Here is a 23,881-nt window from a genome sequence, read left to right on the forward strand (position 1 = left end):
AAGAAGAAAGCAATGTCACTTCTTCACGAAGTTTCTTTATAAGAAAAAAGGCTAGGAAGACCCTAGCCTTTTAAGAAAATAACTTATATTTCTTCTTCCTTTGAAATGCAAAAAGCAAATTTCACTTGGAAGCCCTGAACAGGGTTACCTTCCCTATCTTCTAGCACATAAGACCCAAAATTTCCTTTATAGTTACCTCCCATAGTAGGGCCTAGGGGTCTTTTATCAAAGTCTTCACGCTTGAGACGAAGTCCAGTTTTAAGCCAATATTTTTGCGTGAATTGATTGAGGACAGAGTCAGCTTTTTGCATGAGAGTGCTATTTATAATTTTAGCAAAATCTTCTTCTTCTTTAATACCAATAAGCGCAAGAAGAATTTTCACTTCTTCGGTTTGTGAATAGGTATCAAATAAAAGTTTCTCTTTAAAGGCGTCTAATTCGCCTGCTTCCATCATTTTGTAGTACATAAGCATTCTAAGTTTACGAATATAAATCATATGATACTGAGTCCTATCTTGCTCTGTATCTGTAACGGGGTTTTTCTTCTTGACTATTTTAAAGCCTATAGCAAGCGCAAGTAAGGCATATGCAGGCTCTAACTCGGGGGGAGCAAAGATATCCTTAGCTTGCCTAAGAGGGGTTTCTGGTTTGGTTTCAGGGAGTTTGGACTCCATCATTTTACAGATTTGATCAAAAGTATAGTTTTTCTCCCCTATGCGATTTTTCGCAGGGGATGCAGCTGAAGGAGCAGCTTGAGGAATTTCTTCTTTTTTACTGCCTTTTTTAGCACTCTTTTCCTTCTTTTCTTTTACTTTTGGAGAAGAACTCGTTGCTTTTTCTTTAGTTTCGGTTGTTGGGGCAGTTTGCTTCACAGGTGCAGATGGCATGAAAGTTGCCACATCGAGAGTTGTTATTTCTCGTCTATTGGGAGCTTGAGAAGGAGAGGCAGCAGTTTCTACTTCTGCGGGGAATTGAGGGGCGCTACTTGCTTCTTCCGGCAAAGGGACATCTCGTGTTTCAGGAACCCGCGACCGAACGGGTTGTTTTGCTCGTGTCTTGGGACTACTTGAAGCCGAGGAAGGTTTTAATTTTTCTTTTTTGGTTGGAGAAGACGAGGAAGCTTTACTCTCTGGGGTAGGACTTTCCATACTGATGCTTTCTAGGGACTTAAGAAGGGTTTTTGTTTGAAGTGTATCAAAACGTGGAAATGTCCCTTGATTATTATCGCCAGCTTTTTTCGGAGCTTTTTTTCTTTGTCTGGTTTTAGGGGATTCTTCTTCTGCTACTTCAGTATTAACGCCAAACATTAGACTTGAGTGAGGAGCTCTATAGCCTTCAGGGACTTTGTTTCCAGAAACTTTTTCTCGCGGTGGCCTCGAGTCTCCTTGTGGATCGGTTGCCCTCAATTGGTGAGCAAAAGATAAGATGAAAACACATCCTAAAACATAAGAAATTAATTTCGATGTCAACGTTAAATACCCTATATTATTGATTTAAAATAATTCTTTCAGTTTTAGGGGGGAAATCCTTGTAACTTAAGAATAGTGCTTAATTTATAAATAAATGACCAAATAAGCAAATAAAATCTCTCAATAAGTATTTTCACGGGTCGAAAAAATTTAAATAATTTATTAAAAACAAAATGATAAGTTGTTGAAAATTAATGATTAAAATAGTCATCCTGAGGATGAAAATACTTGAAAAAAGTAACCATTTGTGGTAGGATTATAATAGATGGTTAAGAGATTAAATTAGATCTTTTTAAGGCCCTATCTAGATAACAAGAGTTTCGTAATTTTGGCCTCTTACTCTTCTAAAAAAGACTAAAAAAATCAATAATTTTTTTAGCCTACTTTGTGAGGCAATGCCCAAACTTTGCCTTACGTTTTTAACAAAAAAAGAAAGGATACGTAAATGAAGATAAATAAAATATTAGAAAGTAGTGGGTGTAAAGCCTCTCTTCCTTGTGGTCATCCTCGACCTTGTGCCGAGGATCTCAGGCAACCAAGAGATGTCAGTAGTCGCCAAAATGCCTTCAATGTGCGGGAGAGGCATTGTGAAAATGAGAGGTGGAATAGGTCAACTAGCGATAGAAAAGATCTATCAGTCTCTCGAGATTCTCAGGATACGCCTGAGAATGACTCAGGTTGAGTGGTGAAAGCACTCTTTGAAAAAAGAGAGAGGAACAATAACCTTTCGTTCGCCATCCTTGGATCCTGAATGGAAATAAGCATGATGAAGTCTAATGTCCGGAAAGAAAAAGAATGAAGAAAGGATAAGTATATGAAAATAGGGATAATAAAACAAAGAGGATTTGAGGAATTGTTCAATAGATTTATAAGACTGATTTTTGGGGGATTCTTGAGAGGTTTCTATATGGTTCATCGGCGAATGATTGATGCTTAAAGAGAGATTTTTATAAAATTTTTCAACTCGTTAAATGAGTTAAAAGTTAGGTATTCTTGGTGAGAAGAGAGGTTTTATCGGAGGACTAATTTACAAAGATAAATGATGCATTATTTTGGAGAAAAAAGAAATGTTAGCATATCACCTTAAGGGAGGGATGTCTGATCATCTAAAAATGATTGAGATGATTAAGCGAGAAATTCGAGATACAGCCCATCTGACAGGAATAGATGAATTGCCTTTGGATGTTGAGCAAGCTTTACTGAAAGTTCCTCGAGAGCGATTTGTGAGCGAAGCACTTGCGGAATTTGCTTATTTTAATGAAGCTCTTCCTATCGGGCATGGACAGACAACCTCTCAACCTTTCATGGTGGCGGTGATGACGGCTCTTATTCATCCTCAAAAAGGACATCGCATCCTTGAGATTGGCACAGGATCTGGGTATCAAGCGGCGATTTTGGGTCAATTGGTTAAAGAAGTTTATACGATTGAGGTTATTCCAGAACTTTCTTTAACAGCGCAACGTCATTTTAATGAATGTCAGTATCGGAACATTTTTCCTTTTATAGGGGATGGCGCTGTGGGATGTCCTGAGTACGCGCCTTATGACGGAATTCTGATCACTGCAGCGTGTGAAAAAGTTCCTCAGCCTCTTATCGACCAATTGGGGCTTGATGGTTATATCGTTGTTCCTCTAGGCCGCAAAGGGAAGCTACAGATGTTAACGCTCATTACAAAAGATCAAGAGGGGTACATTCATGAAAAGCCTATTTTTCCTGTGACCTTTGTGCCATTTGTTTAAGGAGAATATTAAAATTCTTGTAGAATTATCTTACTCACGTAAATAAAATAGGAATTTATGAAAGAAATGAATTTATTCAAAAAAGAGATGACTATAATGAAAAAAATTTTCTTAGGTTTGGTGTGTTCTTTTTTGATAAGCAATAATGTTTTTGCAACTTCGCCGTCTGTTGAAGATGTAGAAGAAAAAAGCCAAATACAAAGACTAGAGGCAATCTCTTTTGATAAAAAAGACGCTGATTTTTGGGTGCTTAAAGATAAAGAGGCGTTTAAGGCAGTAGATTTTTTAGTTGATAAAAATGGCGACTGGAGGGGAGAAAGTCCAATCCCTCATTATTTGAAATTTGTTGAAGAACTACAGCCTGAAGATGTTCCAACATTACAGAAATGGTTGAGCTTAAATGGGCTTGAATGCTTCGCAATCGCAGATCAGAAAGAACAACCTAATATATCCTTAGTTATTGACCTATATGAAGAACTAAAAGAGCAAGAAAAGAAAGAAGAACAAGAAAATTTATCCAAGCTTGCTTGGTTAAATTATAAAGGAATGCTTTATGAATTAGAACAAAGAGAGACTTCTTTTTTGTCTGATGCATGGGTCGAGACGAATAGAGCTTTCCAAATGAAAAACAGCCACTATCGAGAAATTGGTTCGCATTAAAATTAAAATTTTTTTGTAAGGTTTCCAAAGTTTAACACTAAAATTTACGATAATTTTATGGAACATGAGGATTCAGGCGGCTTAATGGCCTGAAAGCAAGAAAGCCTGTTGTATAAAAAGCTAACTCCGAAAGAATATTAACTTTAAGAAGAAACTCGTTTAGAAACTGAGCGACCAATATGTTGTTCTTGTCGTTGTTTGGCGAGCATGATTTGTTTTTGTCGTTCACGAAGACGCTTTTTCTTGTCTTCCCCATGGTGGGCAAAGCAAGAGGGACAGGTGACGCCCTCTTCATAGTCCGAAGAGATTTTGTCAGCTTCAGAAAGAGGCGCGCGGCACCCAAAACATAAATCATGTTGGCCTTCTTCAACACCTTCTTTGACAGCAACACGATTATCAAAGACAAAGCATTCGCCTTGCCATAAACTTTCTTCTGTTGGAATCGTCTCAAGATATTTTAAAATACCGCCTTTGAGTTGATAAACTTCTTCAAAGCCTTGCTCAAGAAGATAACTTGAGGCTTTCTCACAGCGAATGCCGCCTGTGCAGAACATCGCAATCCGTTGCTTCTTTTTCTGCTGAATGAAATGTTCAACAAATTCGGGAAATTCCCGAAAAGTTTCGGTTTCTGGATCAACAGCGTTTTTAAACGTGCCGATCTTTGTCTCATAGGTATTGCGGGTATCAATGAGAAGCATGTCAGGGTCGCTGATGAGAGCATTCCATTCTTCGGGCTCAACAAAAGTGCCCGTGCTTTTTTCAACATCTAAATGAGGCATACCAAGGGTGACGATTTCTTTTTTGAGACGCACTTTGAGACGATAGAAAGGATAATAATCAACGGAGGATTCTTTATATTCAAGTCCTTCAAAAAGCCCCTTATTCTTTAAGAAAGTTTGAAGATGATCAATTGCCTCTCTTGTGCCTGCAATCGTCCCATTCAGGCCTTCTGGGGCGAGCAAGAGAGTGCCACGAATATCGTTCTTTTGACAAAGATCCTGTAATTGATCTCGTAAGGCACGATAATTAGCGAGCTTAACGAATTTATAAAGAGCAGCAACAACAATTTTCATTTTTACCTCTGCAATGGTTCTACAATTGTTGGGGAATAAAAATCAAGAAAATTAGGGAGAATTCGTGGGGGTGGTTTTACCTTTTAGCCTTCCCGGTTTATTTTTTTATAATGGCGCTACAGCAGCCCCCTGCTGCGTGTGTGAAAAGAAAATAGCAGCAGGTTCGTTAAAATTTGGTTAAGAAGATAAAATTTTTTGTGCTTTAGGATGAAAAATAAAAAAAATTAGTCGCGCTCATCAAGCCAGGTCATTTGAATGGCCTCTAAAATACGTTCGTTTGACCGTTGGGGGTCATCTTCAAAGCCGGGGAGTTCTTGAACCCACTTCCACAACTCAGTAAAGCGAATATGAAGGATATCAACGTCAGGATGATGTTCTTCAAGGGCAATCGCAATTTCCCGAACATCAGTCCATTTAAGTGTGGGCATGTTTAATCAACCATCATGTTGCGAGTCGCTGCGGGTAATGAGACAGTTAATCCATCAAGTTCTTCGGTGATGATAATTTGGCATCCAAGGCGGGACGTGCGCGTCAACCCAAAAGCAAGATCTAGCATATCTTCTTCTTCTTCTTGAGCTTCAGGCAAGGCGTCGTACCATTCAGGATCCACGATGACATGGCATGTCGAGCAAGCGAGTGATCCTTCACAGGCGCCTTCAAGATCAATATTATTTTGGTGGGCAATCTCAAGGACAGAAAGACCTAGAGGAGCTTCGACTTGGACACGTTCACCTTTCGGTGTGATAAAAGTTATTTGGGGCATTGTAACCTACTTATGTTATCAAAATGATTATCGCGCACATTAACCTGAGATGAAAAGAAAAACTAGTTAAAAACGTATTATTTAAAGGTGGCGGTAGCGCTCAAGCGCTCGTTTCCGCGCCTGTTCATGGTTCACGAGGGGAAAAGGATAAGTCTTTCCTAAGACAACACCTGCTTGGTTTAATTCTGCTGAAGAGGCTTCCCAAGGTTTGTGAAGGAAAGAATTTGACAGATTTTTTAATTCAGGAACCCACTGGCGCACATAATCTCCTTGAGGGTCAAATTTTTCGCCTTGAAGAATAGGGTTAAAGATCCTGAAATAAGGCGCGGCATCTGCGCCACAACCTGCAACCCATTGCCAATTCGCCGCATTATTAGCGAGGTCTGCATCTACTAACGTAGTCCAAAACCATTTTTGACCCTCTTGCCATGGCAATAAAAGATGTTTTGTTAAAAATGAAGCGACGATCATGCGTACACGATTATGCATCCAACCCGTCTGCCAAAGTTCACGCATGCCCGCATCAACAATAGGGTAACCTGTTTTCCCTGTCTGCCATAAAGAGAGGGCTTCATCGGTGTTTTCCCATTCAAAAGTCGTAAATTTTTCTTGGAAGGGACGCTCAGGTAACGACGGAAAATTATAGAGAAGATGATAACAAAACTCGCGCCACCCAATTTCCGAGAGAAAGCTTTCAACAGAGGCGTTTGAGGAGGATTTTTGGTGAAGATGGTGCCAAATTTGATGGGGGCTGATCTCTCCAAAATGAAGATGAGGAGAAAGCCGAGAAGTTCCAATACATCCTGGTTGGTTTCTTGCTTCTTTATAAGTTGCCAAGCGAGAGGTACAAAAATCCTCTAGTTTTTTATGAGCACTGGCTTCACCAGGGTGCCATACTTTGGAAAACCCGTGAGCCCAATTCGTGTGAGTTGGTGTTAATTCCCAAGAGGTGAGGTCATCACTTTTGAGTGAGGTATAAAATTGAGGGGATAGTGTTGAGTCGAAAGTTGGAAAACGAGGGCCTTGGATAAGGCATTTTTTCCAAAATTGGGTGAAAACTTTATAAGGATGGCCTTGCTGATTTTGAATCTCCCAGGGCTCAAATAAAAGGGAAGAATTGAAGCTTTTAAGTGTGATTCCTTGCTCAATGAATTCTTTTTTTAAGCCTGTATCTCGGGCAATCGAAAAAGGTTCATAGCAACGGCTCCAATAAATACTTTGTGTCCCCGTTTCTTGAAGAATATTTTTAAGAATTTGAGCGGAAGATCCTCGTCTAAGGATCAGTTTTCCTCCTTGAGATTCTAGATCTTTATTTAAAGACGCAAGGCTGTGATGGAGCCACCAGCGTTGAGCCTCTCCCATTTTCCAGGGATCAGAAGCGCCTTCATCTAGAATATACAAGGGAATGATCGGTTGCCCAGTTGCCTTAGCGGCTTCAAGAGCAGGGTGATGATGAAGACGAAGATCTTGGCGAAACCAGAGGATTAAAGGGAAAAGTGTCATATTATTTTAATCCTTATAAATTAAGGATTTTTTTTACAAGAGGAAGCGTGATTTTTTTGTGTTCAGCTAAACTCGCTTCATTCAACGAATGAACAGTCTCTTGGATTCCTAAATAGCTTCTTTCAATATGAGTCAAAAGATAATCTAAAACAGTTTCGGAAATGCTTAGCTGAAAGTCTGAAAATTTTTTCAGAAGAATTCCTCGAATCAAAGCATCATCGGGGGACTGAATCGTGGTATAAGGTATGGCCATCAGTCGAGAGGCAAGATCAGGGAGTTTAATTTTCCATTCAGCAGGATGAGTCTCTGCTGTGAGTAAGAGTTGGCGTTGTTTCTCTCGACAGCCATTATAAAGATGCAATAAAGGCTCTTCAGAGGCTTGAAAATCTAAGGAATCCAAAATGAAAGGAGTTTCATGGGAATGAAAATCTTCTTGGTATATTTGCAGATCCTTTTGAGAAATAAAAACAGCCGAAAATAGTTTCTGAAAGATGGTGGCAAGATGGGTTTTTCCCGAATATTGAGGGCCTATTAACAATAACGTATTTTGGGTCCATGGTGTGGATTGCGTTACCCAAGAGAAAGCTTCTTGATTGCTGGGGGTTACGACAAAATCTTCCGATTGATAACTACACGCGGCTGTAAAATTAAAGGTTAATTGTGCCATCGAGAATTATTTCTGAGCGGATGCCGCTTTATGCTTATGAGGGGATATTCCTCGATAAAACTCACTTGCATAATATTTTTTAAGCGTAAAACGAACGATAACACTTAAAGTCGCGGCAATAGGCATTGCCATAATGATCCCAAGGAAACCAAAGAGAACCCCTCCTGCAAGAAGAGCAAAAATAATCCATACAGGGTGAAGTCCAATGCGTTCTCCCACAAACTTAGGAGTTAAAAGATAAGATTCAAGACCTTGCCCTACCGCAAATACAGCCGCAACCCATCCGATAGAAGTCCAGTCATTAAACTGAGAGAAAGCAAGTCCAAAGGCTACGGTCGCCCCTAATAAAAATCCAAAATAAGGGATAAAGGCTAAGAGGCCTGTGGCAATCCCTATAGTGAAAGCAAAGTCTAAGTTCGTGATTTTCAAACCGATGGAATAGTAAAAGGCAAGACTCAAGCACACGAGTGATTGTCCTCTTACATAATTGGCAAGTGTCTGATTAATAAGACTAAGTTGATTTTTAATGGTTTTAGTATGATTTAAAGGAAGTAAGCCGATCAACATCGAGGTGAATCGAGGCCAATCTCTCAATAAATAAAAGGCAATCACAGGTGTTAATACCACTAATGATAATAAATTCGCGAGAGCCAAAGTATTGGTTAGGATACTTGCGATGGCTTTGAATCCCCAAGAAAGCATATCCCCAAAATAAGCACTTGCCGTCGTTTTGAGTTGGTTAAAATGTTTAACAGGAATGACATCATTGAGCTGTTCTAATAAAGGTAATGTGGTTTGATAGAGCCGCTCCCCATAAGCAGGAAGATGCTGAGCTAACAATAAAAGTTCTTGTTTAAGAAAGGGAATCGTAAAAAATAATAAGCCCCCAATTGCAATAAAGAACAACAAAATCATGAGAGTTGTACTTAAAATTCTGGGGATATTGAAAGTTTCTAGTTTTAGGACGGCAGGATTTAAAAGGTAAGCAACGAGAATACCCACAATGAAGGGCAATAGAATGCCTTTAAAAAGGTAGAAAAGTGTCAGAGCTCCTGCAAATATCAAGGCCCATATCCACACACGACGGTTGAGAAGAAGCAACGTTGGTTCTTTCATATGCCATCCCTTAATTTAAACGCTTAATACCTTCTTTAACATAAGCTGCACCCGAAAGAATAGTCGTCATTGCAGTTAGCATGAAGAGAGCTTGGTTAAAGGTCTCGTAATTTTGGTGATACGCGCCCTGTAATAGAGTCAGACTCACCACACTGATTTGTAAAAAAGTATTTAATTTACTAACCAAGATAGGTGTTGAGGTAATAGGTTTATCCAACATCATAAGAAGGAGCATACCTCCAACAATTAAGACATCTCTAAAGACAACAAGAATGATTAACCACAACGGAATCCACGCTTTAAGCCCAAGTGCAATAAAAACGCCTACAAGAAGAAATTTATCGGCAATAGGGTCAAGATAACTTCCTAAGACTGTTCGCAAATGCATGGCTCGCGCTATCAGGCCATCAAGAATATCGGAAAGACCTGCGAGGACCATCCCCCAAAAAGCCCATAACAAAGAGTCGGAAAGAATACACCAAACAATAAAAGGAACAGACAAAAGACGTCCTAAACTAATAAAATTAGGCCAAGTCATGAGGGAAGACTTTCATCAATTCTTAAAGATAGGGTTTTTGATGTGAAATCATGCGTCTTTTGATCAATAAAAAGTCCTTTAGTCTTTAATTGATTTTCTATAAAAGTTTCAGTTCCAGAGCACGTTAGAGAAATTTGAGCTTCTTTTAGGCTTAAATGATGAATCATTATTTTTTGTATGCCTTGGATGCTTTCGAGTTGCTGTTGTAAATAAATCCATTCAGGATAATTATTGAAAGTAATGGTAAAGTGAAGTTGTTTTGATTCAGATTGAGCAGATGTTTGAAGGATTGCTTTACTTGCTTCAACAACTTTTGCTATTGCGAGAGGCAATAGGCTTGCGGGTGCATGCTCATTCATATCAAATTCGACAAGAGGAGAGTGATCAATAAGGCCTTCTGGCGTGTAATGGCGAACTTCAAGACGTGAAGGTAGGTCTTCATAAAAGATAGAGATCATCATTCTGTTGGCGTGATAGCGATTTAACATTTTACATATGGCATCTTGATTACCCTCAAGGGCATTTTTTGCAGAAAGACTTTTGAGATCTTGCAGATCCCCCATTGGAATCACAAGTGTTTCATTCTCTAGGTCTGTTTTTTGATTCCATGCCTGCCACCAGGGATTATTTTCTTCCCATAATAATGTTTTTTCATGACGGACCAATACAGGAACAATAATAGTTGTTTTATTGAGAGAAGAGGCAGTCACTTTTTTATCTTGTTGTGTAAGCCATTCTTGGACAGCTTTAGGAATGAAGTGAATCGTTAAAGTGCCTAAATAGCGAACGTCTGAAGTTTTTTCACCTTGAATTTCAATGGATTGAACAAGAGATTCCACTTGGTCATCCGTTAAATTTAGCAAGAAAGCATCAGGTTCGGGGAGAACTTTCTCTAAGAGGGCATGATAGGCCTGGCGTTGGGCCTCTATCATTGCCTTTGTACGCGCTTCTAAAGCAGAACTTCCCGTTACGTCAACTTGGATGTTTCTGATGACATAATCTTCATTGGCTGCCAGAGTGTTACTGGCAACCAAACATGAGATAGAAACCCATAATAAAATGACAAATTTACTCAGCATTAAAACTCCTTTGATTGCCTTTTTACTCTCAAAAAGGATAGGCTGAGATTATTATGCCGTTATTAACCAACAATTTCAATTTCGCTAAAGAAGAAAGATATTTCTCTTTGAGCGTTCTCAGCTGAATCAGATCCATGAACAGAGTTTGCTTCAATAGATTCGGCAAAGTCACGACGAATTGTTCCTTCTTCTGCATTTGCAGGATTTGTGGCGCCCATGACTTGACGATAAAGAGGCACGGCATCCTCACCTTCTAAAGCTTGAACAACAACGGGACCACTGATCATAAAAGCGCAGAGTTCATCAAAAAAAGCGCGTTCTTTATGAACTTCATAAAAGCGCTCAGCCATCGAACGATCCATTTGAATTCTTTTTTGAGCAATAATCCGTAAACCTGCTTCTTCAATACGGGCATTAATGACGCCTGTTAAATTACGGCGCGTTGCGTCAGGTTTAATAATTGAAAGTGTTCTTGTAAGGGACATAATTATACTCCGGTTTTTTAAATTGTTAATGAGGCGGCATTTCATGCCATGCGCCTTTTTCATCTTGATGCCACATTAAAATGGAACATCCTAGCGCTTTATACTTTTTTTTACGATCGTTGGCTTTTGCTTCGGCTTCTGGATCATTGCCATCGTATATATCAAGACATCTTAAAAAAGTTAAGAAATTATTAACTTCTTGATCTTCAATGGTGATTAAAATTTCAGCTTCATTCGGGTTTTCCAATATTGTCGTGAGCCAGATGGGCTGATTTTCTGCGGATCCTTCTTTTGCGCTCCCATGCGGCAAAAAAGAACCTTGCGCATAGGTCCAGAGCATTGCATTAAAGGCGTCTAATCTTTCTGGTGTCCCGAAAAGAACAACAGCTTTCTTTTGAGCTTGAAAGATTTTTTCTAAAAGCCGTGGCAAACTGTGTTCTAAAGAGGTCTTTTGGAGCTTATAAAAGCTAACTTCGGGCACCCTATAACCTATTATTGTTGTTTTTCATAATAATTTTGAACGAGCTCATTTAAGAGTCTTACTCCATAAGCTGTTGCACCTTTTGCAACTGTTGGGAGATCTTTATCTGCCCAGGCCATGCCGGCGATATCGAGGTGGGCCCAAGGGGTATCATTCACAAATCTTTTAAGGAATTGGCCTGCCGTGGCACTGCCAGCTTTACGCCCAAATGTGATGTTTTTAAGATCCGCAATCTCGGATTCAATTTCACGTTCAAAACGAGCATCGAGAGGCATTGGCCAGGCTCTTTCACCAGTTTTTTCACCAGCTAATCTTATTTTTTCACGGAGGTCATCGTTATTTGAAAAGAGACCTGAAAAATAATCTCCTAAGGCAATCACGATCGCGCCAGTTAAGGTTGCAAGGTCTATCATGAATTGAGGCTTAAAACGATCTTGGGTGTACCAAAGGATATCTGCGAGAACAAGGCGTCCTTCAGCATCTGTATCAAGAACTTCAATTGTTTGACCTGACATGGAGGTGACAATATCACTGGGGCGTTGAGCATTCCCGGATGGCATATTTTCAACGAGTCCCACAACGCCGATGGCATTCACTTTTGCTTTACGTCCTGCAAGAGCGCGAAGGAGGCCGGCGACAACAGCAGAGCCCGCCATGTCATATTTCATGTCCCACATGTTAGCAGATGGTTTTAAGCTAATGCCCCCTGTATCGAAAGTGACCCCTTTTCCGATGAAAGCAACAGGCTTTTCTGCAGGATCTGTGCCAATCCATTGTAAAACAACAACTTTTGGCTCTCGGATGCTTCCTTGTGCTACGCCTAAAAGCGCTCCCATACCGAGTTTTTTCAATTCTTCAAGGCCTAAAACTTCAACTTTGATCCCAAGCTTTGTCAATTCCTGAAGGCGCTCTGCCATCGATGCAGGGTAAAGTACATTGGGGGGCTCACTGACAAATTCACGCGCCAGGAAAACGCCTGCAGCGACATGCTCTAGAGAAGAGAAGAGTTTTTCAGCTTTGTCTGTTTCATTTGTTAAAAATGTAGCTGTTTTTAGGGCGATTTTTCGTTCTTCAATATCTTTTGTTTTGTATTTGTTAAAGCTCCAGGATCTCAATAAGAAACCGTATGCAAAACGGCCACAAATCTCGCCAGCTGTGAAATCATTAAGAGAAATATCTTCTACAATAACTTCAAGACCTTGATCGGGTGTGCCTTTTATGAGCGGAAAAATATTTCCCCCAGCGTTTTCAAGGGATTCAATTGAAATTTCTTTCTCTGAACCAAGACCAAGCAAAATGATACGGGGACTGTCAATACCAGAAGGTGCATTCAACACAAGGGTTTCATTCTTTTTGCCTTTGAAGTTATTATTATCAAGCGCTTGCTTTAAAAAACCTTGGTGAGTTACATCAAAATCTTCCGCTGATTTTGAGAGTTTTTTATCTTGTAAGCAAAGAAAAACCTTTGTTGCTTTTGAATCAAGGCTTTTCGCTGAAAATTTGAAATCCATTCAGTCCTCCGAAATATTATATAAAATATGGATTTATCACATTTCATTCTTAAAGAGTGAGTGATAATTTCCATAGAATGCTTAAAAAAACATAATTACTTTATTATAGGTGATTTTACAGATGGGTGAAAGCTTATAATAAAAGACTTGACTCTCTTCGGTAGTCATGATTATGGTCTTTTCATAAAAGTATAAAGCGAGTTTTGACTATGGCAAAAGCAACATCAATTAAAATTAAACTCTTAAGCACGGAAAAGACAGGTTTTTTCTATGTAACGAAGAAAAATCCTAGGACAAAGACCGAAAAAATGGAAGTACGTAAGTATGATCCTGTGTTAAGAAAACACGTCACTTTTCGTGAAGCAAAAATAAAATAAGCTATTTTAGCTTTTAAAGAGAAGAAGGCTGCTGTTAAGCGGCCTTTTTGTTTTTGGCGTTCAATTTATGACGATTTAAAGATCATTCTAATGTGAGGAATGCCATCTTCTAGATATTCCTCACTATCAATTGCGAATCCTAATTTTTGATAAAAATGCGTTAAGTGCGCTTGGGCTGAGATCTCAATCTCAGATAAGTATCGTTCTTGAATCTGTGAAATAGCTTTTTCCATGAGTTGATAAGAAAGCCCAGTTCCTCTTACTATCTTATTAACAACAACACGACCAATTTTAGCACGCGCGCTTTTGACACCATGATAGAGGGTGTGAGGAGGCAAAATTCTTGCGTAGGCTAGGATAAGATTGTCATCATTGGTTGTCCATATGTGCAAGGCTTTTTGATCGTAGTAATCAGTCTCGGAGTATAAGCAATTTTGTTCTCTCATGAACACTTCAATTCGAAGGTTAAGAATATGATAAAGTTCTTCGACAGTTAATTGCGTGAACTCTTTTAACGTCCATTTAACCGTTCCATCGTCTTTTTGAGAGAGGGGAAACATCATTTATATTTCAGAAGAAATAGATTCTTTCCTAAAATGAATGTTGGGAATCTTTAGGAAATAAACAATAAGACGAGTTAAGAATGCACCTATAACATGAAGCATAACACCATATTTAATTGCTTCTGGATTTATATCGTTTGTTTGCCACATAAGGAAAAGAGATAATGAGAATCCCCAAAATATAGCGATCTCTGGGTAAATGCCACCACGTAAGCTGACAACATCTTTACTGCCACTGATTAAATCTCGAAGAATACCGCCTCCTGCACCTGTCAAAAAGGCAAAAAAAGCACCCCATAACCAAAGGGGGCTTACTTTGGCCATGACGGATACAACTATCCCTGTAATAGTGAAAGCTGCGAGCCCCATCGCATCACAGGTAGCAAGAATATGTTCTGGAACGTGTTTTGATTTATAGGTTAGATATTTTTCTTCTTTAGAAATTTTCTTTCTTTGCCAATATGAATAAAGCCTTAAGCTAATAAAACCTATCAAAACAGTTGCGAGAACAAGAGATAAATATAAAGGAGATTGAAGGGCTCCGATTGGTTTTCGATTAAAAATAACATCTCGAATAATCCCTCCTCCTAAAGAAGGTAAAACAGCAAGCAGAAAAGCCCCAAAGAGAGTGGCTCTTTTTTGATAAGCAATCACAAGTCCCGAAATAGCAAAAGCAATTGTTCCCATAATTTCAATAAAATGAAACCAATTTGTGTCAATTGTTTGCAATAAAAGAACAGGATGAAGATACCATGAGATAATTTTGTTATAGGTTGAAGAAGATTTTACCTCTTCAATTGCTTTATTAAACTCTTCTACTTGTGCGAGGGGAACTGTTTTTTTACTAAACATGAGATGAATAGGCGTTTTAATTCCTAGGCGTATTTCATTTATACGGTCGCCATGATTTGCTCGCCAAATAAGTGTCGCACCTACCACACGGTCGGCGAGAAATCCGTCAATTTTTTCGTCTAAGAGAAGATTGATATTTTCAAGATCATTATTCGCTTTAACAATTAATTTTTGATTGGCAGGATCTTCTAACCACTTATTAATTTCAGGGTCGGCATAAATATAACCTTCAATAACGCCAAGTCGGAATTGACGTTGTTTTACTTGATGGAGGAATTCGACAATCGTTTTGAATTGAAGCCGAGATTCTTCATGGCGACGAATAAAAAGAGAATTTTCTTCAAAACGATAAGGGGCAGAAAAATGAACAAATTTAGCACGTTCTGCTGTGTATGTTGCTCCCGCCGCAAAATCGCGTTTCCCATTTTTAAGGTCCTCTTGATGCTGTCTCCACGAAACAGGTTCATAAACAACTTGGGCTTTTGCGGCAGTGGTAATTGCCTTAACAAGTTCAATATCAAGGCCTGTTAAGGTATCTCCTGCGCCTTCATTGTGGATTGTGTATTGATAAGGATCCCATAAATACCACCCATTCAACAGAGTTTCTTTTTGAACGAGCCTATCTTGAGCGCTTACATCTATGCAAAAAGTGATGAATAAAGCTAAAATTCTTATAAGTGTCATTGGTTCCTCCCTCTATGAATCATATGACTGAAAGTCGACAGTAGCAATAATTCTATAAAATAAAGTAAAGAATATCGCTAAGAAACAACTTATTTTTTGAGAGAATTTTACTATTTACATTTTGAATAGAGGAAACCTTTATTTTACAGGGGAAGCTTTCATCTATTTTATCCCATCGTGTTAAAAATATTTACGATAGGAAATTTAATTTGTAGAATTGAGATGAGAGAAGAGATTGGGTTGAGGAATATGACTCACTTATAAAATAAAAGATAAGATAAAAAAGACAAGGGAAAGCAGGGGGTTGACGTTTTAGGAGGCGGAGGGATGAGGAATTTTTTACCAAAAATCGGGAGAGCACTAAGCTCGAGTGGTCGAATTTTTTTGACCTATTTATTGATTTATCAGCAGATTTTTATGGGTATTGTGTGGGCAGGTGATGGCTTGAAAGTGATTCAAGTAGATCTTGATGAAATTCGACATCATGGAAAGATCTTAAAATCATCTCCTTCTTCTGATGAAATTCGTGTTTCTAAAGATCCCACGGAAGTTCGGGAAGAATTCAAAGGATGTGATTGGATTTTTCGAGAAGCTGGAGATCAAGTTCAAACCTTTTATCGCTGGCAAGGCGGATTTTATGAAGTTCACCATCCTTCCCTTTTAAAGGCTGCTCAGGTCCATAAAAACTCAAAAGAAAAGGGAATCTATAATCTTTATATTAAATTACTCTTGGAAGGATTAGGTCAGCAGGATTTTACAGTTGGGCTTGAGAGTGAAGGTCAGATTATCATTGAGGATGGGATTCAACTAAAAGGTCTTGTGACGTATGCACCTCATGTTGTGATTCGAGCCATGGCTCCTTTGGATAAGACCTGGCGATTAAAGGGGATGGACGTTGAGCATTTAGATGCCTATGGAGACGTGAAGATTGAGGGAAATAGCACGTTAAATGTGCGCACTTTAAATCTTCATGAGGGAACTTTAATTAATCAAGGAACTTTAAGATTTAAGGAAGATGGCATTTTTCATCTCCATGGGAACAATCTAATTAATGATCATAAAATTAAAGGAATTAAGAGACTCTTCTTTGAAGCGGGCGGCACTTTTCACCATCGAACGTCTAAGGCTCAATTGAAGATTAAAAAAGGTCAGTTTTCTTATGAAGGACAAGAGATGGTATTTCATCCTGATTCTTTTATGAAAGCTCAGACGATCCAGGTGAAGACGGCTCAAAAACTTAACACTTTGCCTAGAATGAATGGCAAAATCCTTGATCTTGAAGCTTCAAGTCTTGAAGAATGTGATTTTGAAAAGGTGACTCTCTTTAAGAGTCTTCACCTTCTTTCAACAAAATCTTCCTTAACTTTTACAAATCCTCTTGTTTTTGCGGGATCTTTGAAAGTGGAAGCCCCTTGTGTAAGAAATACTAAGGGAATCGGGAGCCGAGGAAGTATTCAGTTTAAAGCGCCTCAGATTCTAAATGAGGCCTTTTTAGTCTCAGAACAAGGAAAAATAATCCTTGAAGGCAATGTTCATCATACGCAAGGACTTCTTGGAGCTTCTGAAGGCGTGGAAATTATCGGCGAAGCACATGTATTTCAAGGGGATTTTCATCCTCAATCAGCCTTTTTAATTAAAAGTAAACAAGGACTTACCTATGATCCAGAAAAACTAAAGACAAAAAATTTATTAAAACTCATTTTCCAAGAGCCAGTATCTTTTCCTCAAGGGATTAAAACTTTAGGCTCCCTTTTCTTAGAAGGGCCCTCAGTTGAAATAGGAAAAGGTTTAGAGGCAACGTATACAGAAGCTCAAACACCTTTCTTAAAGATGGCAGGGGATATTTTATCCACGCCTCTCAAAGCTTGGGGGAAGGTTGAGTTTATCGCGCCTTACGCTTTTACGGCAGAATATCCTCTTGACGTGGAAGGAGACTTAAAAGTAGAGGCGTCAAGGAATGTGTCTCTGAAAGGAAGCATCTTAGGACATCAAGATATCTCTATTGTTAGTCTGTCGATAGTTTCAGAGAAAGAAATTTTTGCTCATAAGACCATGCAAGTTGAGTGCTCGGGCCCCATTTTTTTTCAAGACAGAGTGGTCGGGGTCCAGGGGATTACTTTACGCGTGGGAGATAGAATTTTCTATAAAGACGCGGGTCCTGATATCACCTCTCAAACGTCCGGCCTTCAGACAGGAGGGACTTTAGAGATCATCAGCGCAGTACCTAAGCTTTGTTTTAGGTCACCTCTGTCTCTTTTAGGTCTTTTTGTCTTTAAAGGTCCTCAAGCCTACAATCTTTCCACCTTAAAATCCCAAAAAGGTTTTGTCTTTTTAACGCCTTTTGTGGAAGAAGGATTTGGATTGGTGAATTGTGGCAAATTGATCAGTGAAGAAGGGAATTTGTATGTTGAAGGCAACACGACCCATTATCCCCAAGGCGAAATTTATAGCTCTCGGCAAGCTCATTTTAAAGGGCATTTAAACTATTTTCAGGGGCCTCTCACGATAAAAGAGCATCTCAGGATTCATACCTTACATAAATGGGGACTGAGCTATTGTCCTACTGTTTTTGAAACTTGTCCTTCGGTAACTTTTGCTTTTGATATGGGTAAACAACTCAATCAACCGCTAGAGAGCCCAGAGACAGAGCTTACCCTTGAAGGTCCTTCTATTACGGTGACTAAACCGTTCACAGTGAAGGAAATCAAGGGAGATACGCCGAAGATTTCCTTTATTTTTCAAGAAGATTTTACCTTAACTTCGCCGATTCAAGCGAAAGGTGAACTTTTGATTCAAGCCCCTTCCGTGGTTGCTAAAAAGAAGATCCAAGCGGATCAGGTTCTGATTGGGTCGACAAAGGGGGATATTACTTTAGAAGCGTTTGTTGAAGGCACTGAGAAAGTCCTGTTAAACACAGCGGAAAATCTCACATATCCTGCAGAAGGTCTCCAGACATTGGGATTGCTTCATTTGATCTTACCGCCTTATCGACGCTTGGAGATTCCCCTTAAATTGCTCGGACAATTAAGGATTGAGGCACCTGATTTTCGAAATGTTACGACGCTTGAAGCCAGAAAAGGGATTGAGATTTTAACCAATTCCCACCTCAAGAATATATGGAAGTGGAGTCTTGTTAACATCGGAAAGATAATTAGCGATGAAGGGGATATAGTATTTCAAGGGAATGTTTTTCAGGGAGATGAAAGTGAGGTGAGAACGGCGAAATCACTGAAAATAAAAGGACATATTCATCACTTAAAAGGAGAATTTGTTGAGGGGCAAGAAGGTCTAGAAATTGAAGCAAATGGCCCCCGAGAAATTATTACCTTTGAGCCTTATTGTTTAAGAACATTAGGTCTTTTAAGGTTGGTTTTTAAGACAGGAGGAGATTTTTTGTGCCCTCTAGAAGTGAAGGGAGGAATTGAGATTGAAGTTTTGCCCCACAAGACGCCTCAAGATTTATTCTTCTGTGCCGATCTGATCGCGGGACAAGGGCTGCGCCTAAAGGTCCCAGGCCATAATATTTCTATAGGAACCACTTTTCGTCCTTTAATAAAGATTCAGAGTGGAGGATCTTTTGAGTCGATAGGAGCTAAAAAGTTCTCCCTTGTACATGGAACGGTTTTTTCAAATGATTTTTTTCATGTTCAGGCGACAGATCAAATTATTTTAGGCCGATGGCTTGAAGAGGAGCGAACGTATAAGGTGAAGCGTTGGAATTTCAATAACCCAGAAAAGGGGACAGAAATTGAAATTTCTTATCCTTTCTATACTCCCAATGGAAGTAGCTTCATCTCGAATGGGGGGATGAGACTTGAGACGCAAAATTTGTGGAGTGAGTGTGGTGATATTCTCGTGGCGAATGGAAATTTAGAGATTAAGGCTTCTAAAGAAAGTTTATTGTGTGGAACTCTTATTGAGCTGTGGCAAGGAAATGCTTCAATTACAACTCCTGTCTTTGAACAATATAGTCCGACTACGGTCTATACAGGTCAAGACACAGCCTCCTCTCACTGGATAAATTATTGTTTACCACACAAGGAAGAGCCCCTCTCTTGAGGGTGAATGGTCATCTTAAGCTCGAGGCAAAAGAAGGAAAAAATATTGGAGGCTCCATTTTAGCGTCTGGCGTCATTATGGGGACAGAATTTATGAAAAATCTTGCAGCAAAGTTCTGTTTTCAATCGGGTATACTTTATAATTATGAAAAGTCACCTTATGACATTTTATATCCGGCCCTATGTGCTGATTTAACGCGTCGAGAATTACACAAACAATTTTCTTGGATTTTCCACAAGGATCGAGCCAAAGATGACTATCCTAAGTTTAAAAAGATCTTAGAGCGAGAGAAGAGAAACCTGGAAAATAGCCAAAAGTGGACGCAAGCATTAAATCCAAAACGAGCGGAGCTTTCTGACTGGCGAACATTAGAAGATTATTTTCCATTGGATTCCATCATTGAGATTGAAACCAATGAATCGTATTCGGTTCTCCCGCAGATGGAAGGCAGTCAAGGAATTGCTTTTACAGGGGCAAAGCAAGCGCTTATTCAAGGAAAAATAGTCGGCTCGAAAATCTTGATTAGTTTTAAAGAAGGTTTGACGGTCCAGACGGTTGGAAGATCTGGGAGTGTGCAAGCTTATCAACCCATCATGGCATTATCTTTGGATTCTCTTTTAAGTGTGGGAAAGAGTGACTCAACGGGTAAGGGGACCTCGTTGATACCGATTGCGTATCCTTTAGAGGAAGAACTTCGAGGGATGACCCGCTTAATTTTGGGGCCAAAAGGATCAGAAAAGCTTCCGTTTGCGCTTCCATCTTTTCTGGAAGGTCGCGCGCTCTTAGAAGCGTTTCAAAAGAATATCGGCTATATTCCTTTGACACCTGAGTGCCCTGATTATCTTTCTTTGCATCGAAAAATGATCCAGAATGGTGCAGCACTGATCCCTTATCTAAAGCCTTTTCTTGAGAATCCAAAACTTTTAGGCTTGCCAGGGGATGTCTCTTTTGAGGCCTTAATTGAGAAAGGCATCAGTTCACTCCAAAAACAGACTTTGCCAAAAGAGATTTCTCTTAAGCTGCAGGAGCCAGTGCTTTTTTATGGCCCTCAAGGAAAAGGTAATTCACAAAGTTTGAGGACCTATGTGGGGACGCCACTCTCTTATTATGATCCTCATTTGCAAGAGCACGTTGCCCAAATTAAGGGGGAAGAAGTTTATCTGATGGGAGATGAGGCTTCTTTGACCCATTTTGATCAGGCTCGGTTAATTGCGGATAAAGGAGGTGTAGCGACGGGGACGCTGAGATTAACGAAACAAATTGATTGTGAGATACAAAAAGGCAAAACGTCTCGTTACGTTCCACACCTTGGGGGCGAGGTGTGGGTCAAGCAGTTAGAGCTTCATGGAAAGCACTGTGAGAATGCCCTTGGAGAGGTGAAATCAGAGGTCTTATGGACGGATTTCGAAACGTTATCTACGACAGGGGTTGTGCAAGCAACGACTTTGATTGGAGATGTGGGGAAAGTTCTGGTGAGGCGAGAACAGAGATCTTGGCAAGAGACGTACACTGTTGAAACCGTCACCAAGAAAAAGAAATGGACGGGCCGTACTAAGAGAAAAAAGAAGGAAGAGAAGCACACAATTACAATGACAGAAGCTTATCCTGAGGACTTGAGTGGACTTTATGAGATTGGGAGAGTTATAAAGGATCCAAAAGAAATTGAGCTCTTTTTTCCGGAATATGAAAAAGGAAGAGTTCTTGAGTCGTTGAGTGTGCACGGTGGAAAGCTTTTAGCTGGACCAGAAGGCTGGTCTCCAGAAGTAACCCAAAAGATTGAACTTCTTCCCCTCATAACAACATCCTTAAAAGACTTTTCGGCAGGATGTCGCGGGATGAGTAAGACGGGGATGACCCCTTATTATGAGATTGAGCCGACGAAGGTGATTTCGCAGGGATCGATTCATGTTGTTTCTGATCATGACATCCATTTTATGGGCACAGCATTTGAGGGGAACAAGGGGCCTGCCCTGATAGAGGCGCTGGGCGTTCTCAGGATTGAAGATGCGCAGTTGATGCAACCCCAAGCCCCTTTTTTGTATAATCAGAAGCGCAAGATTATGGAGCTTGGAGGATTTAAAGAGGTTCGCCTTCCCACGACGATGAAGGTTCCTGGAGAGGTTATCTTAAGAGCGTCAGGAGGGATATTTGGGGATCGACCTGAGGTCTCCTCTTCGTTGATATGCGAGAGTGATGTTATTGATCTGACACGTCCTGAGGCTCGTGACGAGATGTATGATAAGTGTGTGGGGTATCGCGCGCGTGGGGGGCAAGCTCTTGCGATGATCGCAGGGCTAGCCGCAGGTCTGTTGACGATGGGAACGGCGACTCCGACTGTGATGGCGACTTTCTTAAGTGTTTCATCCACAGCGCCGGTGATTGGGACGATTGGGAGTGTGGCGGTAGGCTGTGTTGCAAGCCAAACAGCAAGTTCTCTTGTGATGCACGGGGGGAATCTAAAAGAGGTTGGCAAAGATCTCACCTCTTCTCGTTTTGCCCAATCCCTCATCATCAATATGGCGACAGCTGGGACGATACATGAGTTAAGCGGCCCCTTGAAACTTCCGTCTCAACCGAAAGGATGGGCCCAACACCTCAAAGTCAATGCCGTGAGGTCCTTGGTCTCAACGCCCCTCCACATCGTGATAGAAGGATGTAAACCCCAAGAAGCACTTGTGTCAGGCGTGACCTCTTGTGTAGCCCACACAGTTGGGGGCGTGATGTCGAATAATCTGGGAGATCTTTATGGAAGTGGAGATCTTTCTTATCTAGTTCATAAAGGTGGGCATTTTGGTACGGGATTTTTATTAAGCCTTGGCCTTTCAGGAGGCGACCTTCAAGAAGCCTTGGGTGGTGGGCTGAGTGCCCTTGGGGCGGAAGTGCTTGCGGAATCTTTGCCTAAAACGCTGTCTCTTGAGACGAGAGGCACAATAGCAAAGATAGGGGGATCTCTCACAAGTCTTTTGTCCAACACCGATCCTGGCCTGAGTATCTTCACGGCCAGCAATGCCATCGATCATAACTTCCTGCTACAAACAGCTCGTCTTGCAAGAAGTTTAACACCAAAAGTGTTAGCAGAGCTGGGGCTTTCAGGAATCTCTGTCCATCAAGTTGGACAATGGTTGAAAGATCATCCGTTGATGATGGATTTACTGCCGGAGGGAATCCTTTGGGAAGATTCCGGGTTTATGCCTGAGAAGAGTCAGATGAAGATTCTGACCACGCCTTTATATGATGGTGGCCCCTGGCAAGAAGGGTATCAAGTATTTGAAGATGCTCTTCCTTTAGCCTTTGTCACGCCTCAAGCAGAAGATTCCCTAGCTTATATCCTCACTCTGGATAAGAAGATGGCGCAAAAACCTCTTTCTATGGGAGAGTTTAAATCCGATATTTTTACTCAAAAAATTCACTGGACATCTTCTGTGGGAACACAGCAAACTTACCCTGTCTATCAACGAAGTGATATTGATTGGGATATGGTGAGAAAGAGTGGCGATAAACGTTTTATAGGAAAAACGAATGCAGAAGCTGCAAAATTTGGACTTGCTCCTCAATTAGCAGATGGATCATTTGCAACACTCCACCATGTGGGGCAAAAGAATATTGGACCGTTAATAGAAGCGAGTACTCGATATCATGGTATCGGTACAATAGGACAGAATATTCTCCATGGACAGTATGGCAGAAATAAACCACATCCAGAAAATCCTGTTGATCATACGGTCTGGGATTCCGAAAAAAGAGAATACTGGAAAGATAGGATTACTAAAAATGAATGATCAACTTAAAAAACTTGAACATAAGTTTCAAAATTATTTCGAAAATGATTCCGCCTCTATTGAATTATTGAAACAAGCAGAAGGTGAACTAAAAATTAAATTTCCATATGATTTTCATTATATAGCAAAATTTTATAGCGGTGGTCTAATAGGTTTGCATAGTCTCTTTTCTTTTGTTCGACAAGGAAATGAATATAATATAGTAGATAAAACATTATTTTATAGAAGATCTAATTTTGGTCTTCCTAATAAATATCTTGCTCTTGAAGAGACAGAAAGTAGTTTTATAGTTATGGAAACAAAAACTACGTCAGAAGAAAAAACCCCTATTATTTACTGCAGTATTCCAGATGCTTATAATTTAGCAGCTGAAAAAAAATTAGAATATAAACATCGCATATTTCCTTCATTTGCAGACTTTTTTGAATATTTACTAACAGAAGAAGAAAAAGAAAGAGGGTTGATTCCAGATAATACTTAATT

At 40.0% G+C, this 23,881-nt stretch carries 21 protein-coding genes; 7 read left to right on the top strand and 14 right to left on the bottom strand.

What is annotated here, in order from left to right:
• Positions 1–83 precede the first annotated feature (83 nt).
• A complete protein-coding gene (locus J0H12_00900; protein ID MBN9412472.1) occupies positions 84–1,469 on the bottom strand; it encodes a hypothetical protein in 1,386 nt (461 codons plus the stop codon).
• 445 nt (positions 1,470–1,914) lie between these two features.
• On the opposite strand from J0H12_00900, the gene J0H12_00905 reads away from it, so the two are divergent.
• The 3 genes from J0H12_00905 (at position 1,915) to J0H12_00915 (ending at position 3,868) form a co-directional block, all read left to right on the top strand.
• Positions 1,915–2,151 carry a hypothetical protein gene (locus J0H12_00905; protein ID MBN9412473.1) on the top strand — a complete coding sequence of 79 codons (237 nt, stop codon included), beginning with the start codon at positions 1,915–1,917 and terminating at the stop codon, positions 2,149–2,151.
• Positions 2,152–2,536: 385 nt separating this feature from the next.
• Complete coding sequence (locus J0H12_00910; protein MBN9412474.1) at positions 2,537–3,208, top strand: protein-L-isoaspartate(D-aspartate) O-methyltransferase; 672 nt, start codon at positions 2,537–2,539, stop codon at positions 3,206–3,208.
• A gap of 96 nt (positions 3,209–3,304) precedes the next feature.
• Entirely contained in the window at positions 3,305–3,868 is a 564-nt protein-coding gene (locus tag J0H12_00915) for a hypothetical protein (GenBank protein ID MBN9412475.1), read from the top strand.
• 143 nt (positions 3,869–4,011) lie between these two features.
• Here the strand turns inward: J0H12_00915 and J0H12_00920 are convergent, their stop codons facing one another.
• The 11 genes from J0H12_00920 to J0H12_00970 form a co-directional block, all read right to left on the bottom strand.
• A complete protein-coding gene (locus J0H12_00920) occupies positions 4,012–4,941 on the bottom strand; it encodes a rhodanese-related sulfurtransferase (GenBank protein ID MBN9412476.1) in 930 nt (309 codons plus the stop codon).
• A gap of 224 nt (positions 4,942–5,165) precedes the next feature.
• Positions 5,166–5,369: a Fe-S cluster assembly protein IscX gene (iscX, locus tag J0H12_00925; protein ID MBN9412477.1), complete on the bottom strand. Its 204-nt coding sequence runs from the start codon at positions 5,367–5,369 to the stop codon at positions 5,166–5,168.
• A 2-nt stretch (positions 5,370–5,371) separates the two neighbouring features.
• Positions 5,372–5,704 carry a ferredoxin family 2Fe-2S iron-sulfur cluster binding protein gene (locus J0H12_00930; protein ID MBN9412478.1) on the bottom strand — a complete coding sequence of 111 codons (333 nt, stop codon included), beginning with the start codon at positions 5,702–5,704 and terminating at the stop codon, positions 5,372–5,374.
• Positions 5,705–5,785: 81 nt separating this feature from the next.
• Positions 5,786–7,207 carry a deoxyribodipyrimidine photo-lyase gene (locus J0H12_00935; protein MBN9412479.1) on the bottom strand — a complete coding sequence of 474 codons (1,422 nt, stop codon included), beginning with the start codon at positions 7,205–7,207 and terminating at the stop codon, positions 5,786–5,788.
• Between the two features lie 13 nt (positions 7,208–7,220).
• Entirely contained in the window at positions 7,221–7,874 is a 654-nt protein-coding gene (locus J0H12_00940) for a hypothetical protein (GenBank protein ID MBN9412480.1), read from the bottom strand.
• Between the two features lie 6 nt (positions 7,875–7,880).
• On the bottom strand, positions 7,881–8,990 hold the full coding sequence (locus J0H12_00945) for an AI-2E family transporter (protein ID MBN9412481.1): 1,110 nt from the start codon (positions 8,988–8,990) through the stop codon (positions 7,881–7,883).
• A gap of 10 nt (positions 8,991–9,000) precedes the next feature.
• Positions 9,001–9,528: a CDP-alcohol phosphatidyltransferase family protein gene (locus tag J0H12_00950; GenBank protein MBN9412482.1), complete on the bottom strand. Its 528-nt coding sequence runs from the start codon at positions 9,526–9,528 to the stop codon at positions 9,001–9,003.
• Positions 9,525–10,607: a DUF2066 domain-containing protein gene (locus J0H12_00955; protein ID MBN9412483.1), complete on the bottom strand. Its 1,083-nt coding sequence runs from the start codon at positions 10,605–10,607 to the stop codon at positions 9,525–9,527. Before J0H12_00955 ends, J0H12_00950 begins: the two co-directional genes overlap by 4 nt.
• A 62-nt stretch (positions 10,608–10,669) precedes the next feature.
• The gene (ndk, locus tag J0H12_00960; GenBank protein MBN9412484.1) at positions 10,670–11,092 is read right to left on the bottom strand and encodes a nucleoside-diphosphate kinase; all 423 of its coding nucleotides are present in this window, start codon (positions 11,090–11,092) and stop codon (positions 10,670–10,672) included.
• A gap of 25 nt (positions 11,093–11,117) precedes the next feature.
• Positions 11,118–11,573, bottom strand: coding sequence for a DNA polymerase III subunit chi (locus J0H12_00965; GenBank protein ID MBN9412485.1), 456 nt, complete (start codon positions 11,571–11,573; stop codon positions 11,118–11,120).
• An 11-nt stretch (positions 11,574–11,584) separates the two neighbouring features.
• Positions 11,585–13,084 (bottom strand): leucyl aminopeptidase, encoded by a 1,500-nt coding sequence (locus J0H12_00970; protein ID MBN9412486.1) that lies wholly within the window; start codon positions 13,082–13,084, stop codon positions 11,585–11,587.
• Positions 13,085–13,293: 209 nt separating this feature from the next.
• Between J0H12_00970 and rpmG the strand changes: the two genes are divergently transcribed.
• On the top strand, positions 13,294–13,461 hold the full coding sequence (gene rpmG, locus J0H12_00975; protein MBN9412487.1) for a 50S ribosomal protein L33: 168 nt from the start codon (positions 13,294–13,296) through the stop codon (positions 13,459–13,461).
• Between the two features lie 65 nt (positions 13,462–13,526).
• On the opposite strand, the gene J0H12_00980 is transcribed toward rpmG, so the two are convergent.
• Positions 13,527–14,024: a GNAT family N-acetyltransferase gene (locus J0H12_00980; GenBank protein ID MBN9412488.1), complete on the bottom strand. Its 498-nt coding sequence runs from the start codon at positions 14,022–14,024 to the stop codon at positions 13,527–13,529.
• Positions 14,025–15,560: a TRIC cation channel family protein gene (locus J0H12_00985; protein ID MBN9412489.1), complete on the bottom strand. Its 1,536-nt coding sequence runs from the start codon at positions 15,558–15,560 to the stop codon at positions 14,025–14,027.
• A 327-nt stretch (positions 15,561–15,887) separates the two neighbouring features.
• Here J0H12_00985 and J0H12_00990 point away from each other — a divergent pair, with 327 nt between their 5' ends.
• From J0H12_00990 to J0H12_01000, 3 genes are read left to right on the top strand one after another with little or no spacing between them, the layout of a single operon-like run.
• Positions 15,888–19,619, top strand: a complete 3,732-nt coding sequence (locus J0H12_00990; protein ID MBN9412490.1) for a hypothetical protein — start codon at positions 15,888–15,890, stop codon at positions 19,617–19,619.
• Entirely contained in the window at positions 19,586–23,398 is a 3,813-nt protein-coding gene (locus J0H12_00995; GenBank protein ID MBN9412491.1) for a DUF637 domain-containing protein, read from the top strand. The genes J0H12_00990 and J0H12_00995 overlap by 34 nt, the downstream gene beginning before the upstream one ends.
• The gene (locus tag J0H12_01000) at positions 23,391–23,879 is read left to right on the top strand and encodes an SMI1/KNR4 family protein (protein ID MBN9412492.1); all 489 of its coding nucleotides are present in this window, start codon (positions 23,391–23,393) and stop codon (positions 23,877–23,879) included. The genes J0H12_00995 and J0H12_01000 overlap by 8 nt, the downstream gene beginning before the upstream one ends.
• The last annotated feature ends 2 nt before the right edge of the window (positions 23,880–23,881 follow it).

The organism is Candidatus Paracaedimonas acanthamoebae, from assembly GCA_017307065.1.
Classification (GTDB): Bacteria; Pseudomonadota; Alphaproteobacteria; order Caedimonadales; family Caedimonadaceae; genus Paracaedimonas; species Paracaedimonas acanthamoebae_A.

Coding starts and splice junctions, on each gene's coding strand:
- J0H12_00915 (MBN9412475.1), top strand. CDS start 3,305: ATGAAAAAAATTTTCTTAGGTTTGGTGTGTTCTTTTTTGATAAGCAAT.
- J0H12_00940 (MBN9412480.1), bottom strand. CDS start 7,874: ATGGCACAATTAACCTTTAATTTTACAGCCGCGTGTAGTTATCAATCG.
- J0H12_00985 (MBN9412489.1), bottom strand. CDS start 15,560: ATGACACTTATAAGAATTTTAGCTTTATTCATCACTTTTTGCATAGAT.
- rpmG (MBN9412487.1), top strand. CDS start 13,294: ATGGCAAAAGCAACATCAATTAAAATTAAACTCTTAAGCACGGAAAAG.
- J0H12_00955 (MBN9412483.1), bottom strand. CDS start 10,607: ATGCTGAGTAAATTTGTCATTTTATTATGGGTTTCTATCTCATGTTTG.
- J0H12_00920 (MBN9412476.1), bottom strand. CDS start 4,941: ATGAAAATTGTTGTTGCTGCTCTTTATAAATTCGTTAAGCTCGCTAAT.
- J0H12_00905 (MBN9412473.1), top strand. CDS start 1,915: ATGAAGATAAATAAAATATTAGAAAGTAGTGGGTGTAAAGCCTCTCTT.
- J0H12_00910 (MBN9412474.1), top strand. CDS start 2,537: ATGTTAGCATATCACCTTAAGGGAGGGATGTCTGATCATCTAAAAATG.
- J0H12_00935 (MBN9412479.1), bottom strand. CDS start 7,207: ATGACACTTTTCCCTTTAATCCTCTGGTTTCGCCAAGATCTTCGTCTT.
- J0H12_00945 (MBN9412481.1), bottom strand. CDS start 8,990: ATGAAAGAACCAACGTTGCTTCTTCTCAACCGTCGTGTGTGGATATGG.
- ndk (MBN9412484.1), bottom strand. CDS start 11,092: ATGTCCCTTACAAGAACACTTTCAATTATTAAACCTGACGCAACGCGC.
- J0H12_00990 (MBN9412490.1), top strand. CDS start 15,888: ATGAGGAATTTTTTACCAAAAATCGGGAGAGCACTAAGCTCGAGTGGT.
- J0H12_01000 (MBN9412492.1), top strand. CDS start 23,391: ATGAATGATCAACTTAAAAAACTTGAACATAAGTTTCAAAATTATTTC.
- iscX (MBN9412477.1), bottom strand. CDS start 5,369: ATGCCCACACTTAAATGGACTGATGTTCGGGAAATTGCGATTGCCCTT.
- J0H12_00930 (MBN9412478.1), bottom strand. CDS start 5,704: ATGCCCCAAATAACTTTTATCACACCGAAAGGTGAACGTGTCCAAGTC.
- J0H12_00980 (MBN9412488.1), bottom strand. CDS start 14,024: ATGATGTTTCCCCTCTCTCAAAAAGACGATGGAACGGTTAAATGGACG.
- J0H12_00970 (MBN9412486.1), bottom strand. CDS start 13,084: ATGGATTTCAAATTTTCAGCGAAAAGCCTTGATTCAAAAGCAACAAAG.
- J0H12_00950 (MBN9412482.1), bottom strand. CDS start 9,528: ATGACTTGGCCTAATTTTATTAGTTTAGGACGTCTTTTGTCTGTTCCT.